Source organism: Kitasatospora sp. A2-31 (genome assembly GCF_022288725.1).
Classification (GTDB): Bacteria; Actinomycetota; Actinomycetes; order Streptomycetales; family Streptomycetaceae; genus Kitasatospora.
Window position 1 is genome coordinate 693,630 of sequence record NZ_JAKNTA010000004.1, and the last position, 17,457, is coordinate 711,086.

General features: G+C 74.9%; 11 protein-coding genes. 5 read left to right on the forward strand and 6 right to left on the reverse strand.

Features of this window, described 5'->3' with window-relative positions:
- The first annotated feature begins 147 nt into the window (after positions 1-147).
- Entirely contained in the window at positions 148-7,314 is a 7,167-nt protein-coding gene (locus tag MCM47_RS15080) for a hypothetical protein (RefSeq protein WP_238862095.1), read from the forward strand.
- A 250-nt stretch (positions 7,315-7,564) separates the two neighbouring features.
- Entirely contained in the window at positions 7,565-8,959 is a 1,395-nt protein-coding gene (locus MCM47_RS15085) for a diaminopimelate decarboxylase (RefSeq protein WP_238862096.1), read from the forward strand.
- Between the two features lie 80 nt (positions 8,960-9,039).
- Here MCM47_RS15085 and MCM47_RS15090 read toward each other — a convergent pair whose 3' ends face one another.
- Positions 9,040-10,665, reverse strand: a complete 1,626-nt coding sequence (locus tag MCM47_RS15090; RefSeq protein WP_238862097.1) for an ADP-ribosyltransferase domain-containing protein — start codon at positions 10,663-10,665, stop codon at positions 9,040-9,042.
- Positions 10,666-10,903: 238 nt separating this feature from the next.
- Here MCM47_RS15090 and MCM47_RS15095 point away from each other — a divergent pair, with 238 nt between their 5' ends.
- Entirely contained in the window at positions 10,904-11,581 is a 678-nt protein-coding gene (locus tag MCM47_RS15095; RefSeq protein WP_238862098.1) for a macro domain-containing protein, read from the forward strand.
- A 93-nt stretch (positions 11,582-11,674) separates the two neighbouring features.
- Here the strand turns inward: MCM47_RS15095 and MCM47_RS15100 are convergent, their stop codons facing one another.
- The 5 genes from MCM47_RS15100 to MCM47_RS15120 form a co-directional block, all read right to left on the reverse strand.
- Positions 11,675-12,754 (reverse strand): DUF3048 domain-containing protein, encoded by a 1,080-nt coding sequence (locus MCM47_RS15100; RefSeq protein WP_238862099.1) that lies wholly within the window; start codon positions 12,752-12,754, stop codon positions 11,675-11,677.
- Between the two features lie 139 nt (positions 12,755-12,893).
- The gene (locus MCM47_RS15105) at positions 12,894-13,190 is read right to left on the reverse strand and encodes a hypothetical protein (protein ID WP_238862100.1); all 297 of its coding nucleotides are present in this window, start codon (positions 13,188-13,190) and stop codon (positions 12,894-12,896) included.
- Positions 13,187-13,723 carry a nucleoside-triphosphatase gene (locus MCM47_RS15110; RefSeq protein ID WP_238862101.1) on the reverse strand — a complete coding sequence of 179 codons (537 nt, stop codon included), beginning with the start codon at positions 13,721-13,723 and terminating at the stop codon, positions 13,187-13,189. The genes MCM47_RS15105 and MCM47_RS15110 overlap by 4 nt, the downstream gene beginning before the upstream one ends.
- Before the next feature lie 221 nt (positions 13,724-13,944).
- Positions 13,945-15,306: a serine hydrolase gene (locus tag MCM47_RS15115; RefSeq protein ID WP_238862102.1), complete on the reverse strand. Its 1,362-nt coding sequence runs from the start codon at positions 15,304-15,306 to the stop codon at positions 13,945-13,947.
- Between the two features lie 263 nt (positions 15,307-15,569).
- On the reverse strand, positions 15,570-16,262 hold the full coding sequence (locus tag MCM47_RS15120) for a hypothetical protein (protein WP_238862103.1): 693 nt from the start codon (positions 16,260-16,262) through the stop codon (positions 15,570-15,572).
- 338 nt (positions 16,263-16,600) lie between these two features.
- Between MCM47_RS15120 and MCM47_RS15125 the strand changes: the two genes are divergently transcribed.
- The gene (locus MCM47_RS15125) at positions 16,601-16,777 is read left to right on the forward strand and encodes a hypothetical protein (protein WP_238862104.1); all 177 of its coding nucleotides are present in this window, start codon (positions 16,601-16,603) and stop codon (positions 16,775-16,777) included.
- A 384-nt stretch (positions 16,778-17,161) separates the two neighbouring features.
- Entirely contained in the window at positions 17,162-17,401 is a 240-nt protein-coding gene (locus MCM47_RS15130) for a hypothetical protein (RefSeq protein WP_238862105.1), read from the forward strand.
- Positions 17,402-17,457 lie beyond the last annotated feature (56 nt).

Here is a 17,457-nt window from a genome sequence, read left to right on the forward strand (position 1 = left end):
CGCGACCAGGCCGACCGAGACCGGCACCGACCGGGACCGGCACCGACCGGGACCGGCACCGACCGGGACCGGCACCGACCGACCGCGACCGACCGACCAGCACCGACCCGACCACACCTCGACCGACCACGCAGAGCACGGTGTCAGATGAGCCTCCAGATGCCCCCCTCCTTCGACTGGCTCGCCAAGCTGACCGTCGGCCAGTCCTGGCCGCACGCCGACGAGGACAAGCTGCGCGAGCTCGGCTCGGCCTGGCACGACGCGGCCCAGGAGCTCCACGGCATCGGCCAACAGCTGGGTGCCTCGGCCTACGGCGTGCTCGACAGCGTGGGCGGTCAGGTGGCCGAGGAGTTCCAGGCCTTCGTGACCCAGCTGGAGTCCGCCCTGCCGGAGATGGCGGAGTCCTCGAAGCAGATGGGGGACCTGGGCAAGCACACCGCCCTGCAGGTCGAGTACTCGAAGTACATGATCCTCGGCCAGCTCGTGCTGCTGGCCGCGCAGATCGCCCAGTGGGCCTTCTTCGCGCCCGAGGTCCTTCCGGCCGCGATCACCTCGGCACGGGTCGCGGTGAAGATGATCCTTCGCCGGCTGCTGATCTCGGTCGCGGCCGGCGTCGGACTCGGCGTGGGTCTGGACGCCGCCGTCCAGACCATCCAGTTCCTCAAGGGCGACCGCACGCGGTGGAGCACCGAGAACACCGCTTCGGCGGCGGTGTCCGGGGCGATCGGCGGTGCCGTCGGCGGGGTGTTCTTCGGCGTCGGCGGGGTCGTCGCACCGAGGTTCGCGAACTCGCTGATCGGCAAGGGCGTGCTGGGGGCGGCCACCGGGATCACCACCGCGGGGATCATGCTGGGCGTGTACGGCGGCGAGGAACTCCTCGGGGCCTCCCTCGCGGCGGGCGCCGTGGGTGCGCTCGGCGGCGGCGGCCGCCGGCGGTTCGGCGGCAAGGACGGGACTGCGCGGGTGGACCCGGTCAGCGTGGACCTGCCGGACCGCCCGGCGCTCGACCTCTCCGGCGTTCCGTCCGACAAGACCGCGGAGCCGGTTCCGGTGCCGGTGCCGGTGACCGGAGGGAGTGGGCCCGGGCCGAGCGGCAGCCGGAGCGGCACGGGCACCGGGGGTGCGTCGGCGGGCGGCCGGCCGGGGTCCGGCGGCGCGGGCCGGGACCGGGCTGACGGGTCGCCGCCGGCGTCCGGCTCCTCCGGGCGCGCCGCCGCCGTCCTGCCGGGCTTCGCGACGGCGACCGGCGACACCGGACGGTCCGTCGCCCGCGGCGGAGCCGGAACGGTTGCCACCCCCGGCAGTGCGCCGGCGACCCGGGGAAGCGGTGCCGGATCCGGTACCGCCGGGGCGGGCGCAGGGCGGCAGGGTGTGGCCGGTGCCGCGCGGACGCAGGCCGCGACCGGTGCGGCGGCCGGCGGCGGCGCCGGGCGTTCTGCCGGAGCGCCCGCCGGTGCGTCCACCGGGCCGGTCCGGCCGGCCGAGGGCGCGACGCCCGCGACCGGTCACGCTGCGTCGGGCAGCAGGACGGCGGCCGCCGCCCCCGGCGGGGTCGGGGCGCAGGCCGGACCGGGCGGCGGCGCCCCGAACCCGGCGCTCCGGACGGCCTCCGGCGGACCGGAGACCAGGACGGCCACCCCCGCGACGGGTGTCTCCCGCAGCGGAGACCACGCGACGGGGGAGGCGGGTGGCGGCTCCGGCCGCACCGCCCCGGCGGTGGGCCGCCCGGCGACGTCCTCCGCCCCGGTGGCCACCGGCTCCGGCGGAGGGGAGCCCCGGGGAGGGGCCGCCGGCGCGGCCACGGTCCGCACCGAGACCGGCCCGGCCACGGCGGGTTCGGCCGCCCCGAAGGGCGAACCGGCCCCGCGCCCGGCAGCGGCGACGGCGGTGGCCACGTCGGGCGGTCCGGAGGCCGCCCGGCCGGCCGCGGCGCAGCCGCGTCCGTCCGGGGCGGGTGCGTCCGACGCCCTGCCGTCCGGGCCGCGGCCGACCGGCGCCGGGCCCGCGGACGCCCGCCCGTCCGACGCCCGCCCCTCCGAGCCGAACCCCTCCGAGCCGAACCCCTCCGACCCTCGCCCGCCGGCGCCGCGGATCCGCCTGGACCGCACGCCCCGGTTCGTCGTCCGGTCCTCCTTCGAGGCCCGCCGCTTCGAGTTCGACGGCCCGGTCACCGACCTCACGGTGCGGGTCGCCTTCCGCGACGGCGGGCGCGGCCACGACACCGCCGGGATCTGGGAGCGTGTGGTCCGCGGGGTCGAGGAGCACTTCAACGCCCCCCGGTACGAGCTTCCCAACGGCGACCGGCTGCACGTCACCGTGCTGCCCGCCCGCCCGGGCGAGCCCGCGCACCTGACGGTGGACCTGGTCGGTCGCCGCCGCGCCATGGACCAGCGTTCCTGGTGGCCGGACGCCGAGCCGGTGGACTACGCCCACGAGATCGGGCACCAGCTCGGCCTCCGCGACGAGTACCGCACCGCGGACCTCCCGCACCGTCCGGGTGTCGAGGGCAGCCTGTACGGCGACTACCGCCGCCCGGCCCCGGAAGGCTTGCGGCAGGGCGGCCTGCGCGTCCGGCACCGGGGGCTGATCGGCGCCGTCGTGGGCGACCTGGGCGACCCGGCCCCCGCCGGTCCGCACCCCCGCACCTGGGAGGAGGCCCGGGCGGCGGCCACCCCGCACGCCCGCAGCCACACCTGGGTCGACCCGGTCTCCGACCCGCTGCAGCTCGGGCCGGGCAGCCGCCCCCGGTCCTCCGAGTCGCTCCTCGTCGCGCCGCGGACGTACGGCTCGCAGACCGGTCCGCAGGGCAGCACCTCGCACGGCCACACCACGCACGGTCAGCCGTCCTCCGGCGGGCCGTCCCCGACGCAGGGCCCCGGCACCGACGACACCTCGCGCAACTCGGTGATCATGCAGCCCGGCTACTCCTCCGGCGACCGCTTCGGCATCTCGGTGGCGCTGCTCGCCGACCCGGACATGCACGTCCTGATCGCCCGCGGGCCCGATCCCGGCACGCCCGGGCACGACGCGGTCCGCGACAAGTCCCGGGAGATCGCGGCGTTCTACGCCTCCGTCGGGATCGAGCCGCGGCGGATCCATCAGGTTCCGGTGCCGAGCATGGAGAAGAAGGGCCTCTGGCGGGCCCTCAACGCCGAGGCCTACCGCATCGTGCGGGAGGAGTGGCGGGTCGAGAAGCCGTTCGACGAGATGTTCCAGGTCAAGGAGATCTGGGGGGTCACCGACGGCACCGACCTCGTCGCCGAGCGGTTCTCGCCCCAGCTGCGCGAGCGGGTGCGCGAGGCCTGGGGGCTGACCGATGCCGACGACGCGCGGATCGGATCCTGGTTGTCCGGCCGGGGGATCAACCTGCCGGCGACCGGTGGGAAGGTCCTGGTGCTGTGGTCCCGCTTCACCGGCAAGGCCACCCAGTGGAGCGAGCTGCGCAGCCGGATGGAGCACGACACCGGGTTCCAGGGCGTCCGGCAGATCGTGCGGGACCTCGCGCGCGACTACGACACCGTCGTCATCACCGGAGACCCTCACCCGAACGCCGCGAAGGCCGGTAAGTGGGCCGAACTGGTCAACGGGCTCCGGGCCGAACTGGGCGTCGACAACGTCCACCAGATCACCGGCTTCTGGCGGGGCGGCGGACCGGAGCTGACCGGCTGGGGCGGCGACACCCGCGCCGGGCAGTTCCGCCTCTACGACTACCTCCACCGTCACCACCGGTTGGACCACCTCGGCTTCCGCTCCGGCAACCTGGAGGCCGTCGCGCTGGTCGGCCACCGGGTGACCTACCTGGAGGAGGTCGGCGCCAGCGGCTCGGCCCGGATGGAGAAGTGGCACGACACCGGCGACGGCCGGACGGCCCTCGGCGGGACGGCCCCCGGCTACGAGCGGGTGACGGTCTCCGGACCGCCCACCGCCTCCGGCCGGTACGCCCAGCAGTACGACCTCGACGGGTACGACGCCCAGGGCGGGAAGTACCAGCCCCCGCCGCCGGACAGCTGGTGGCACAAGCCGGTCGAGGTCCACGGCCAGGAGCGCGGTTTCGGGATCTCCGATCTGGACTCCATCCGCGAGCAGTTGGCGCTCCCCGAGGCCGACCGTGCGGGGGAGGGGCGGGCCGCGTTCCACGCGGACCGGGTCCGCCACCTGCAGCGCCGCTACGAGACGCTGCGCAACGGCGTCGTGACCTACTCGGGCGGCGGCCCGCAGGTGGAGGCGTACCTGGCCACGTACGACCAGTACTTCCGGATGCCCGTGGAGCAGTACCCGGCCGGGGCCGAGCAGCTGTACCACGACCTCGTCCAGTACGCGCTGCCCGGGCTGCCGCAGCTGTGGACCTACTACCGGGGCCTGGTGATCCAGGCGTACGCCAATGCGGCGGCCGCCGCGGCGCAGTCGGCGCCGGGCGAGGTGGCCCCCCGGGCGCCGCAGTCCGACGGCTCCGACCGCACCGGCCCCGGGTCCCCGCCGTCGGCTGCCGCGGCCGCGACGTCGGGCGGCGCCGGCTCCCCGACGCCCGGGGCGCCGGCCGGGCCGTCCTCCTCGGGCGCCGGGCCGTCCTCCTCCGGCGCCGGTGGCCCGGCGCCGGCCGGGCGCTCCGGCGGCATCGGCGCCGGGACCGCGCGGGAGCAGTACGGCATCCCCGAGAAGAACTTCGGGAAGTTCCGGCGGCTGGCGCACGAGCGGGGCCTGGTCATCGACGTGCGGCCCACCAACACCGAGGCGCCCAGGTGGCTCGACCAGGGAATGCTGCCGAAGCCGAAGGACATCAAGGCCAAGACCATCAACGAGCTGGACGTCCACCTCGGGGCGAAGCGCGAACACGTCGGCCTGGTCGGGTACTTCGAGCCCGAGCTGCCCGCGCGCGAGGCGCTGGAACCCGGTACGTGGGAGCGGGTCGAGGCCCGGTACCGCCAGCGCGCCCACGAGTTCGCCGAACTCGCCCCGGTGCTGGGGCGGCTGACCGACGAGGGCCGCTTCACGGTCCGGGACGGGCTGGTGCTGGGGCGCGACGGCCGGGGCGAGTGGCGCGGCATCACCGGTGACCACGACGTCTTCGACATCACCACTCCGGGCGGCTCCCGGCTGACGCCGACCAGGTACGACGGCGTGGTGGGGGAGATGATGGCCAACGACATGGCCGTCATGCACGGCGCGCACAGCTACTGGGCGCCGCAGTCGCCGTTCAGCAAGGGCATCTTCGACAAGATCAACGCCTCCCACCTGCCGGGCGGCGAGCCGCTGGTCCGGTTCCGCCCGGGCGCGGAGGACGCCGAGCTGGTCCACGCCGTCGAGCGGCCCGCGGACGGCACGGCGCTCGACCGCCCCACCCCGGCGGGCACCCACCACCCGGGCGAGCGGCCCGCGGTCGCCCCGGCGCACCCGGGCGGGGCCGACCGCCAGCCGACCGGGCGCACCGCGGAGGGCCCGCCGGCCGAGCAGCCCCATGCACCGGAGTCGTCGGTACCGCCGGGCGTGGCGCCGGGCGTGCCGCTGTCCGCGCCGCCGTCGTCCGCGCGGGGCACCTTCCCCTTCCGGGCGGGCTCCGGCGAGCCCGATCCGGTCCAGGCCGCCCGGGTCGACGCGCTCGCCGCGGAGCTGGCGGTCGACGTGGTGGCGCGTGCGGCCGCGGGCCTGCCCCTGCCGCGGGTCACGGTCACCGGACACGCCAACGGCACGGTCGCCGGACAGCCGCACTTCGGCCGGGCGATGCAGCTCGGCCGGGCCCGGGCGGAGGCCGTCGCCGAGTTGCTCCGCCACCGTCTCGGCGTCCACCTGGCCGGGTCGGACCGCGCGCTGACGGCGGACCGCGTCGAGATCACCGTGCGCTCGCGCGGCCAGGAGCTGCCGGAGGGCGTGGACCCCTCCCGGGTCACCGAGGAGACCCGCCGCCGGGCCGTGGTCACCGTCGAGCCCCCCGCCCCCGCCGAGCCGCCGCACCACGTCAACCCGCCCGTGCCGAGCGGGGATTCACCGGACGCGCCCACCTCCGAGCGACGCACGGGGGACGCCGGTCCGGGCGCCCACGCATCCGCCGCAGGGGCCACCCCGGCAGCCGGGATCCGGCGGGACCTGCTCTCCGAACAGGACCGCAACGCCCTGGACCGCGCCGTCCGGCACCGGATCGACGAGGAGACGATCTCCTACCTCTTCGGCGACGGTCCCCGGACCGACCGGGCGGCGGCCGGGACGGGCCGACACCCGTCCTGGGTCGACGACCGGGCGCTCGGTCGTTGGGCCGCCGGGGTCGAGCTGGAGCCCAAGTACCGGACCCTGCTGGAGCTCAACCGGCTCTCCCACGAGGGTGACGCACCCCGGGACCGGTCGCTGCTCTACCTCGGCGCCAACGCCGACGTCGAGCACCCGCTCTTCACCACCCGCGCCACGGAGCTGACGCTCGTCGGGGTGGACCCGGTGAACCTCAACGCGGCGACCCGGCAGGCCCACCTGAACGAGGTGGTGGGCGCCGTCGTCCGGAACCTGCGCTCCTACGCGCGCGACGGCCACACCGTGAGCAGTACCGAGATCGATCGTGGCCGGGTGGCCACCGTCCGCGTCGAGGGCCCCGACGGGCACCCGGTGCTCACCGTCGACTACCACTCCCTCACCTACGACGAGTACCTCGCCGAGCATCCGGGTGAGCGGTTCGACGTGGTGATGGACAAGGACTCCTGGCTGCTGGAGTGGCGCTCGGAGGACGGCGTGGCGGACGCGGTCGCCGGACTGCTCGCCGAGGGCGGTCGGTGGATCGGCGGAACCGAGCTGACGCGCAGCGCCGAGGCCCGGTTCGAGCGGCCCGGCGACGGCGTCACCGGCCCCGGCGGCACGGGCGCCGGCGCGGTCTGGAGCGGCTACCAGGACCTCCGGATCCGCACCCGCGCGGCCGGCCCGGACCCGTCCCCCACCGCCGCTGCCGGCACGTCCTCGTCCGCGGCCTCCGCCGCCCCGGCCCCCGCCGCCGACCCGCGCACCGAGATCCTCTTCGACGCCGTCGCGAAGGCCACCCGGACCCGCTTCCAGTTCCGCGACTGGACCTTCGACGAGGCGGCGTACACGTCGATGCTCGACGACGATCTCGCCGTCTCGCTGCCCTACCACGCCTACTTCGGGTCGCCGGACGACGCGCAGAACGCGGCGGCCGCGCTCGCCCTGCTGCCCGGTGTGGCGACCCGGCTGGCCGCCGAGATCGCCACCTTCGCGCGCACCGACGGCGACTTCGGCCCCCAGCGCGTGCTCGCCGACCTCCTCGCCCTCCTCGATCTCGACCCCGCCCTCCTCGCACCCCCGGGAGCCTCCTCGTCCTGACCGTGCCACCCCCGCGCCGGCCCGTCGGCCGTGGACGGCCGCCGCGGGAAGTCCCGGCGATTCTCGTTGACGCTCCCTCCGAGCCGTCGGAGACTGCAAGGAACACGACGACGAACCCCGCCGCCCACCCCTGGGTGAGTCGAGACCCGGAGGACGAGGACGCGGGGACCGGCCGCCCGGCAGCCTGGTGGGGTGCTCCGGGGGACCGCCCCGGGGCGCCCCCACCGACGAGCCAGCGGAGCGTAGCCCCATGACCGTCCGTCAGCCGAGCAGCCCGGAGCCTTCGAGCAGGGAGCCTTCGGGCCCGGAGCCTTCGAACAGGGAGCCGAGCCGATCCGCGGCGGGCTCCGCCGGTGCGGCGCAGCGGCGCGAGCTGGTCCTGCGCGCGGCCGTGCGGCGGGGGTTGCTCGACCCCGAGGACGCGCTGCTGGCGGCGTTCGTCGACCTCGACGGGGTGGCCGCGAGCGTGGCGGCGCTGCACCGCGCCTTCCCCGCCGACCTGGACGTGCTGCACACCTTCGCGGCCAAGGCGAACTGCCTGGTCCCGGTGCTGGCCGGGCTGCGCCGCCTCGGCATGGGCTGCGAGGTGGCCGGCCCCGGCGAGTTGGCCCGGGCGCTGGCGGCCGGCTTCGACGCCGGGCGGATCGTCTTCGACTCACCGGCGAAGACCCGCCGCGAGCTGGCCAGGGCACTGGACCTGGGCATCGCGGTGAACATCGACAACTGGCAGGAGCTCGCCCGGGTCGACGCGCTCCTGGACGCCCGCGATGCCCCGACCCGCTCCCGGCTCGGCGTCCGGATCAACCCGCAGGTCGGCGGCGGGGCGATCGGGGCGATGAGCACCGCCACCGCGACGTCCAAGTTCGGCATCCCGCTCGCCGACGAGGGCAACGCGGACCGTCTGCGCGAGGCCTTCCGGGAGCGCCCGTGGCTGGGCTGGCTCCACGTGCACGTCGGCTCCCAGGGCTGCCCGCTGGACCTCATGGCCCGGGGCGTCGGCGAGGCCGTCGCCTTCGCCGAGCGGCTGAACGCCGAGCCCGGCCGCCGCCGGGTGGTGGGCATCGACATCGGCGGCGGCCTCCCCGTCAACTTCGCCGGCGAGGAGACCGGTCCCACCTTCGAGGCGTACGTGGACCGACTGCGGGCCCACGCGCCGGCCCTGTTCGGGGGCGGCTACCGGGTGGTCACCGAGTTCGGCCGCTCGCTGCTGGCCAAGAACGGCTTCACCGCCGCCTACGTCGAGTACACCAAGGTGTCCGGGGGCCGGCACATCGCCCTCACCCACGCCGGCGCCCAGGTCGCGACCCGGACCGTCTTCATGCCCGACGCCTGGCCGCTGCGGATCAGCGCGCACCACCCGTCGGGCGCAGCCAAGGCCGGGGAGCCGGTGGAGCAGGACGTCGCCGGGCCGTGCTGCTTCGCGGGCGACGTGGTCGCCCGGGCCCGGCCGCTGCCGCTGCTGGAACCCGGGGACCTGGTCGCCCTCCTCGACACCGGCGCCTACTACGCGACGACCCACTTCGAGTACAACAGCCTGCCGCGGCCGGCCGTGCACGGCTTCACCGTCGACGCCGCGGGCGGCGTGCACTTCGAGCCGCTGCGGCCGGCCCAGGGCATCGACGAGCTGCTCCGGGCCGACCGCTGACCCTCCTCGGGGCCGATGGCGGCGGGCCCGGGGCCGACGGGCGGCGCCCGGGGCCGGCGGTGGCCGCCGGGCCCGCCGCGTCAGGACACCAGGGTCTGCTCCGCCAGCTCCGTGAGCCGGACGGTGCAGAGGCCGCCGCGCTCGGTCCGGACCTCCGTCACCTTCAGCTGGGTGCCGGGCAGCAGGATGAACTCCTCCTCGCCGGTGAACGCGGAGAACTGGCGGATGCCTACGGCCCGGGCGGGCTCCACCTCGAAGAGCGTCCGCTTGCCGCGGCTGCCGAGGAACGCCCGGGCCACACCCAGTTCGGAGGTGCAGGAGGACACTCCCCACCAGGTCACCGTCCGGCCGAGCGGGTACTGCCCCCGCAGGTCCAGCGGCACCCCGCGCCAGAGCGGTGCCGTGCGGGCGGGCAGCTGCGACACGGCCGCGAACAGCAGCCGGAGATAGGGCAGGTAGGGGACGAGCCGGCTCCGGTCCGGGGAGCGCAGGATGGCGTTGATCTCCCGGTAGAACGCGGACTCGCAGGTGTAGAGGTAGAGCGCGGCGATCGCGTCGGCGGACAGCCCGCCCGCCGTCTCGTCCGCCCGCCGCTTGCCGAACTCGTGTGCCCGAGTGACGTGCCGGTCCAGCCCCGACAGCAGCTCGGCGACCGGGCCGACGGCGTCGCGGAAGTCCATCATCGGCGTGTCGAACACCCCGGTGATCGCGGGGAGGACGAGGCCCTCGTCCTTCACGCTCGCCAGGCGGTCGAGGTAGAGCTGGTGCAGTTCCATGGTGGACGCGATGAAGGCCCCCATGCGCTCGGCGGTGTCGCCGTCCGCCCGCCCGTCCTCCGCCGCGCGCTCATTCCACCCCGTGCTCGGCAGCCAGTCGATCTCGTCCGCGCCCAGCGAGGCGAGGGCCGCGTTCACCGTGCCGAAGTGGTCGCCGTCGCAGAAGAGGTCGCCCTGCGCGGCGGGGTTGGCGTGGTCGATGTGCCGGACCTCGACCGCGGGGTACTTCTCCTGGAGCTTGAGTACGACCTTCTTCAGGTTGCGCGCGTGCGCGCCCCACCAGGCGAAGACCACACCGCGGTCCTCCTCGGCCGCGTCCTGTTTGGCCCTGAGGATCTCCTCGACGATCCGCTCGGCGACCGGCCGCCAGAACGCGGTGTGCCGGTCGGTCCCCGTCGAGCCGTCGCTGCTGGCGGTCAGCGACGCGTTCAGCAGCAGCACGCCCTGGGTGAGCATCGCCTGGAACCACTCCGGCGGCTGGACGGTCTCCCGCTCCTTCAACAGTGCGCGGACGTCCGCGATCGGCGTCTTCTTGACGATGCCGTACTTCCACATCGCCGCCGCCTTGATGATGCACCGGATGCTCACGACCCGGCCGAACTGGCTGTCCTTCCAGTCGTGGAAGGTGTTGTCGAACATGGCGATGCCGGTGGCGCTCTCCGGCCGCGGGTAGGGGTTCTGCCCGAAGACGACGACCTTCCACTTGTGCGGCGCGTTCGGCTTGAGCGCCTGGAAGGTCAGCTCGCGGACCGGGACGACCTCCGGGCTGCGGCCCGTACCGATGAACGAGGCCGCGTCCGGCTGCGCCTCGATGACCGGCTTCAGCAGCGGGAGCCAGGGCTCGCCGCCGCCCTTGAAGAGCTCCGTGAGCGCCAGCGGGTCGTTCGGGTCGGGCGTCGAGGGGGCGGCGGGGGCGGTGGCGTCGGTCATGGTGGCGGGCTCCGAAGGTCGAACCGTGCGTGCGCAGGGCGGGCGTGCTCGTGAGTGGCCGTCAGTCTCCGCTGACCGCCACTCACAGTCCTACCGCCCGGGTCCGACAGCCGGGCCCGCCGTCGCCCCTCCCGCGGGCCGGGCGTCGTCCCGGGCCTCCCGTGCCCGACCCGCGCTGTCGGTGCCGCCGGTTAGCGTCGGTGGTGTCGGACGAACCGCAGCTCGATCGGAGTGAAGTATGACCATGGACCGTGTGCAGTCGCCGCTCAAGGTCGTGTTGACCGACGTCAACGCGACGGTGGTGGAGGCGTGGCAGGCGGCGTTCGCCGACACCCCCGGGGTCGAGATCCGCCGGGGCTCGATCCTCGACGAGCAGGTCGACGCCTGGGTCAGCCCCACCAACTCCCGCGGCCGGATGGACGGGGGCGTCGACGCGGTGGTCAAGCGGCACCTCGGCGCGGGCATCCAGCTGCGCGTCCAGCGGGCGATCCGCGACCGGTTCGCCGGCCGGCTCCCGGTGGGCAGCGCGGTGTGCGTCCCGTCCGGGGCGACCAACCCGACCTTCCTGATCTCGGCGCCGACGATGGAGGAGTCCTCGCAGAACGTGAGCGCGACCCTGAACGTGGCCCTGGCGTGCGCCGCCGCGTTCCAGGCGGTCCACCAGCAGAACCGGAAGACGCCCGGCAGCATCACCTCGGTGGCGCTGGTCGGCATGGGCGCCCGGACCGGCCGGGTGCCCGCACGGGTCTGCGCCAACCTGATGTGGTCCGGCTACACCCTGTTCCAGGACCACTGCTTCGAGGACTACGACGACCTGCGCGCCACGATCACCGCGCAGCTCGACGACCTGGAGAAGGCACCCGCCGAGCAGCGGGTGCGGATCGCCCCGCCCGCGCGCCGCACCACCCGTCGCTGACCGGTGTCGCCGGCCGGTGTCGCCGACCTGTGACGCCGACCTGTGACGCCGAGCGGACCCGGCGCCCCGTCCGGTCGGCGCCGGGAGCCGGCCTCACGCGGGTTCGAGGACGATCCAGACCTGCCCGGGGTGGAAGGCCATCGGCTGCCCGGCGTAGCGGAACTCCGTGCCGCCGGCCGGATCCGGCCGGGACCAGCTGCCCCGGTACGCCGCGCCGTCGCGCAGGACGACCGCCTCGCCGCTGCCGACCGTGGGGGCGAACGGCACGAGGTGCCCGAAGGAGTCGACCAGTCCCCGCGGCGACGTGGTCTCGGCGACCTTCTGCACCACGATCGTGGGTGCTCCCATCTGCCCGGCGTCCGTCGTCATCGCCGGCCTGCCGTCCACCGCCACCAGGTACCTGCCCTGCGCGGCGGACCAGGTGAAGGTGAACGAGGCGGCCGGCATCCGCGCGGTGAACGAGTCGGTCGGGACACCGCCGGCCGGTGCGTCGCCGAAGCGGAACCCGACGTCCCGGGCCGTCGCCGCGTCCGGGAAGTGGTCGAGGATCCCGGACGGCACCACGTACTGGTTGAACGGCGGCACGTTCCACTGCCCGCGGAAGAAGGAGTCGTCCTGCTGCGGCGAGCAGTTGAACAGATCGGCCCGGGCGAGCACGGGCAGGAACGCGCTCTGCGCGCCGGAGTAGGCGAAGTCCACCCGCCCGTACTGCTGCAGGAGCGGCAGATCGGTCTCCCGGGCGCTGCGCACCGGGCCGATCCGGTCGCCCCGGGGCAGGTGGTCGGAGTCGTACACGGCCAGGAAGCGGGAGAGCCCGCCCTCGACCTCGATCGCGTAGACCACGTCGGCGGCGTTCACGCCCGTCTGCGGCCGGGCGGCCGGAGCGTTGTCGATCTTGACGGCGAGGACCCGGCCGGCCCCTCCCGGCAGCCCGGTGAGCGGCGACACGCCGGACGCCGGGGGAGGGACGGCCGGCGGGCCCGACCCGGTGGCCGACGGACCGGCGGGCGGACCGGCCGCCGGGCGTCCCGGGGAGCCCCCGCCGCCGACGGTGAGGACGGCCGCCAGCACCGTCGCCAGGAGGACGGCGGCCCCGCCCACGACCAGGGCCGCGATCCGCTGCCGGAGCGACAGCGCCCGCCACCGGCCCCGCGCACGTTCCAAGTACCGCATCCGGGCCCACCTCCGTGCCCCCGGCTCTCAGGACCCCGCCACCTGGGAAGACGAACCGGCCGACCCGTACGGTTCCGGGCGTTTTCAACTGTTTCGTCCGGTTCGCCCGCCCGGCTCCACCCGCTCGCCGCTCCCGCTCTCAGAGGACGCGTGCGAGGCTCCGGCACGCCAGACCGGCGAGGCGGCACCAGGCCCGTGCCACTGCGCCGGGCACCCGGTACCAGGCCAGGCCGAACGGCAGGGCGATGGCGAACCACGACGGCGGTGCCATCTCACCGGGCCGCTGCGCCCCCTCCCGCGCCCACCGGCGGCACCGTTCGACCCCGCGGCCGGTCCAGTCCGCGCAGTGGTCGGCCCGGCCCGCCCAGCTCGCCGCGGCGTCCAGCAGCCGGGCGCGCCGGTCGCCGCGCCGCCGCCGCAGCCCGGGCCCGGTCACCACCGCTCCAGCCGCGCCGCCAGCCACTCCGGGAGGGCGTCCCGGTTCGCCCGGCTCACCTGGAGGAGCTCGACGTCGGCGCGCCGCTTGAGCTCGTCGGTGAACGCGCCGGGCTGCGCGTGCACGGTGGCGACCACGTCGACCTCGCCGGCGAACAGCTCCCGGACGGCCTCCTGGAACGGCGGGTACGCCAGTTCCATCCGCCCGAGCTCGTCGACGAGCACCAGCCCCGTCGCCGCCCCCGACGCGGCGGTCGGCTCCCACACCAGGGACGGCATCGCCAGCCGCTCCATCACCCCGAGGTCGACCCCGTACCGCCCGACCCGCGGCGGGCCCGGGAGCGCGACGTGCGCGAGCACACCCCGCCGGCCCGCCAGCGTCTCCAGGGCGAACCCGACCCGGGCACCGCCCTCGCGGATCTCCTCGGTGGTGAACCCGACGGCCTCGCCCGCACGCAGCAGTGCCGCCAGCCGGCGGATCGCGGTCGTCTTCCCGCTGCCGGGGCGCCCCTCCAACAGAATCCTCGTCGCCATCGCGTGCTCCGCGCCGTGGGCGGTGGGTGGCTCGGGCTCAGGACCTGGCTCCCGCGGCCCTGCTCCCAGGCTCCCACCGCAGCGCCCGGCGGGGCCACCGGGCGGTGCGGGCGGCCGGGTCCGCCGGCCCCCGCGAGAGCCCACAGCGGCCCGCCGCCGGCGCCCGGGAGCGGCGGCGGCGGGCCCGACGGCACGCGGCCGCCGAATCCTCAGCCGCTCGGCTACTTCGTCGGCGTGGGGAGGAAGTAGACGTTGTCCGGCGTCACGATCTTGGTGACGGCCTGGCCGAAGAGGGTGCTCGGCTCGTGCCCGTCGGTGAGGATGTCGGTGTTGAGCACCACCACCAGGGTCGCGTCCTGCTCGGGCAGGTAGAGCACGAGGCTCTCATACCCCGGCAGCGAGCCGTTGTGGCCGATCCACCCCTGGACGTCGAACAGTCCGAGGCCGTAGCCCGCGCCGGGGATGCCGGCGCCCAGGAACTTGGTGCGCTCCGCCTGCGTCTCGGGCGAGAGCAGCGTGCCGGTGGCGAGGTCCTTGGCCCAGCGCCTGAGGTCGTGGACGTCGGAGATCATCGCCCCGGCCGCCCAGCCCCAGCTCGGGTTCCAGTCCGTGGCGTCCACCGTCGCGCCGTCGAGGGTCTGGTTGGTGTAGCCGTGCGCGTGCGGGTCGGGGAACTCCGCTCCCTCGGGGAACAGGGTGTGGCGCAGGCAGCTCGGGTCGATCACCCGGTCCTGGATGAACTCCTCCAGGGAGATGCCGCTCACCTTCTCGACGAGCAGGCCGAGCAGGATGTAGTTGCTGTTGTTGTACAGGAACTGCGTCCCCGGCGGGGCGACGTTGGGGTGCTTGTAGCCGTAGGCGAGCAGCTCGTCCGGGGTGAAGGGCCTGGTGGGGTTCGACTCCAGGGCCTTGATGAAGTCCGGGTCCGCGGAGTACGGGAACAGGCCGCTGCGCATCTCGGCGAGGTTGCGCACGGTGATGCGGTCGCCGTCGGGGACGCCGGCGATGTACTTCGAGATCGGGTCGTCGAGCCCCACCAGCCCGTCGTCGACCAGCTCCAGCACGGCGGTGGCGGTGAAGGTCTTGGTGACGCTGCCGATCCTCATGAAGAGGTCGTCCGTCATCGGGGCGCCGGTCTTCTTGTCGGCGACGCCGAAGGAGCGGAGGTAGTGGCCCTTGCCCGGCAGCCAGAGCCCGACGGTCACCCCGGGCACGCCCGTCCTGGCCATCGTCTCCTTGATCGCCGCGTCGAGTTTGGCCGCGACCTCGGGGCTCAGCTCCGCCGACAGCCCGTCCGCGTCCGCGGCGGCGTCCGCGTCCTGGCGCCGGTCCTCGCGCTGCTCGTCACCGCGGGCGTGGTCGTGGCGGTGTCCGTGCCCGTGCTCGTGGTGGTGCGCGCGGGCGCGCCCGTGCTCGTGGTCGGCTCCGTGCCGGTGGCCGTGGCCGTGGGTGGCGGCCACCCCGGGCACCGCCGCGTTCGCCGGGGTCGCCGCCACCGGTATCAGTCCCGCGACGGCTATGGCCGTGACGACCAGGCCGCGGCGGGCTCTCGTGTTCCGACGGTGGGGCAGCGCTCGGGTCATCTCGAATGTCCTCGTTCCGAATGGGTGTCCAGCTCTTGCTGCGATCGTCGGCGGCGGATCCCGCCGGGACGACTCTGACGAGCTGTACGGGTGACAAGGCATCGGATGACTCGGGCGCCGGTGGGGGCCGGCGCGCCGTTCCCCGGTACCGTGCGCGCCGGCGGGCCGCCGCCGCAGGGGATTCACTCGTTCGAGTGTGGTCCCTTCGGCGGCGGCGCCTCCGTCGGCGTGGTGGAACCGGGACCGGGGAGTCCGGCGGACGGTCAGCCCTCCGCGGCCGCGGGGGGTGCTCCGCGGGGCACGAGGGCGGCGGAGACGGCCTCGCTCTTGACCAGCCACGCCACCCCGAACGCGAAGACGGAGACCGCCTCGCCGGCGTACATCGGGGTGAGCGGCGAGTCCCAGGTGAGGCGGAGAACGGCCCCGACCGCGACCACGGCGAGGCACGCCACGATGGTCCAGCCGCAGACCAGGTACACCCGGTCGGCGGCGGTCCGGCGCCCGCCGGCGCTCCGGGAGTCGGAGAACAGCCGGAGGCAGAAGTAGGCGAGCACCCCGAACAGCCCCGCCGCGAAGCCGAGATGGAGCGTCCCGACGACCTTCTGCGTGGTCGTCGGGTCCGGTGTGATCGACGCCGGCGGCTCGGCGGGGAAGCACGCCACCAGGACCGCGAGGACGCCGGCCACCGAACTGAGCCGGTCCTCCCGTCGGTCGTGGCGGTAGCAGATCAGGAAGACGCCGATGGCGCAGAGGCCGCCGACGAAGACGTTGCGCATGTGGGTGTAGTAGGAGGCGCTCATCGAGCTGAGCAGGGCGACGTGGGAGGAGGTGAGGATGTTGCCCACGGGAAGGACGATCGGCAGGAGGAACCCGATGACGCCGACGCCCCGGCGCAGGCGCCGCACGGTCGCCCCGTCCTGGGCTTGGAAGGTGACGAGGGGAGGTTGATCGGCCATGACGGCCCCCTTGACGGCCTGAGGCTGGGTGGGTCGCGGCCGGACGGGGCCGCACACCAGGCACGGTGGTCGCTGCGGGATGTACCCGTACGACCGGCCCGGGAACCCGCACCCGCCCGATCGTTGGGCAACCGTGACAGGGCGTTGCACGGCCCGGTCGGCCGGGTCGGGGACCGTGGCTCCGCTCGCGCCGGCGGCGGGAAATCCGGAACCGGATACACGGAATGCGCGGCTGGCAGGAAATTGACGAAGGCCGATCCGGCTTCTTGCCGAGGCCGACGGCAGGCCCGTACTCTCGCTCCGTCATTGGTCCGTGCACCACATCCGGAGGGTCGATTGTGGACGAGTCCGAGTGGGTGCTCCGGCGGCTTTCCCGGGCCGTCGGCCCCGTGCCGGCCGACCTGACCGCACAGGTCAAGGAGCTGATCCGGCTGGAGTTCGCAGCGGAAAGTGTGCCCGGTGGCGCACATTTCCTGAAGGGCGCGACGGACCGTTCGACCGAGGGAGACCGTTAGGCCTCCCTTTCGGATCTTGGCGGACCCGGCCGAAATCGCCCGGTGGGCCCGGAGTAGGTCGGAGACGATCCGTCAGCACGTGAGTTCGGGAAATGCGGTTCGGCCGCCTTCCCGGGGTTGTCGGGGTACGGCTCCCGAATCGGCGGCGCGGCGACTCGCGAGCCGCCGGAGTCCGGGCGACCCGCGAGCTGCCCGAGGCCGGTCCGGCGAGCTGCCGCAGTCCGTCCCCGGCCGACCGGCGCCTTCGCGGCGGCCTCGACCGCCGCCGGCGCGGCGGCCCTGCTCGGCCGGCGACCGCAGAGCGGATGAGGAGCCGACGGAGAGGTGGCCCGGACAGCATGGTGGGGCGACTCGAACAGCGGGTCGAACCCACAAGGAGGTCACATGACCAGGACCCTCACGTCGCTCGGCGACAAGATGCTGGGCGCGCTGCTGAAGCAGAAGAAGGCCGGCGCCTGCGTGCCCCCGGACTACTGCGGTGTCGTCGCCTGTACCTCGCGGAGCGGTTACTGCTCGGGCGGCTGGTGGTGGCAGCCGATGTGCAACGGCTACTACAACTGCCAGGGCGTCTGCAAGGGCACCGGCGGCCTCCAGTACAACAAGAAGGTCGCGTACGGCTGCTGACGATCCCGAGGGCGGGGGCCGTTCCCGGCGGCCCCCGCCCCCGTCGCCACTGCCCG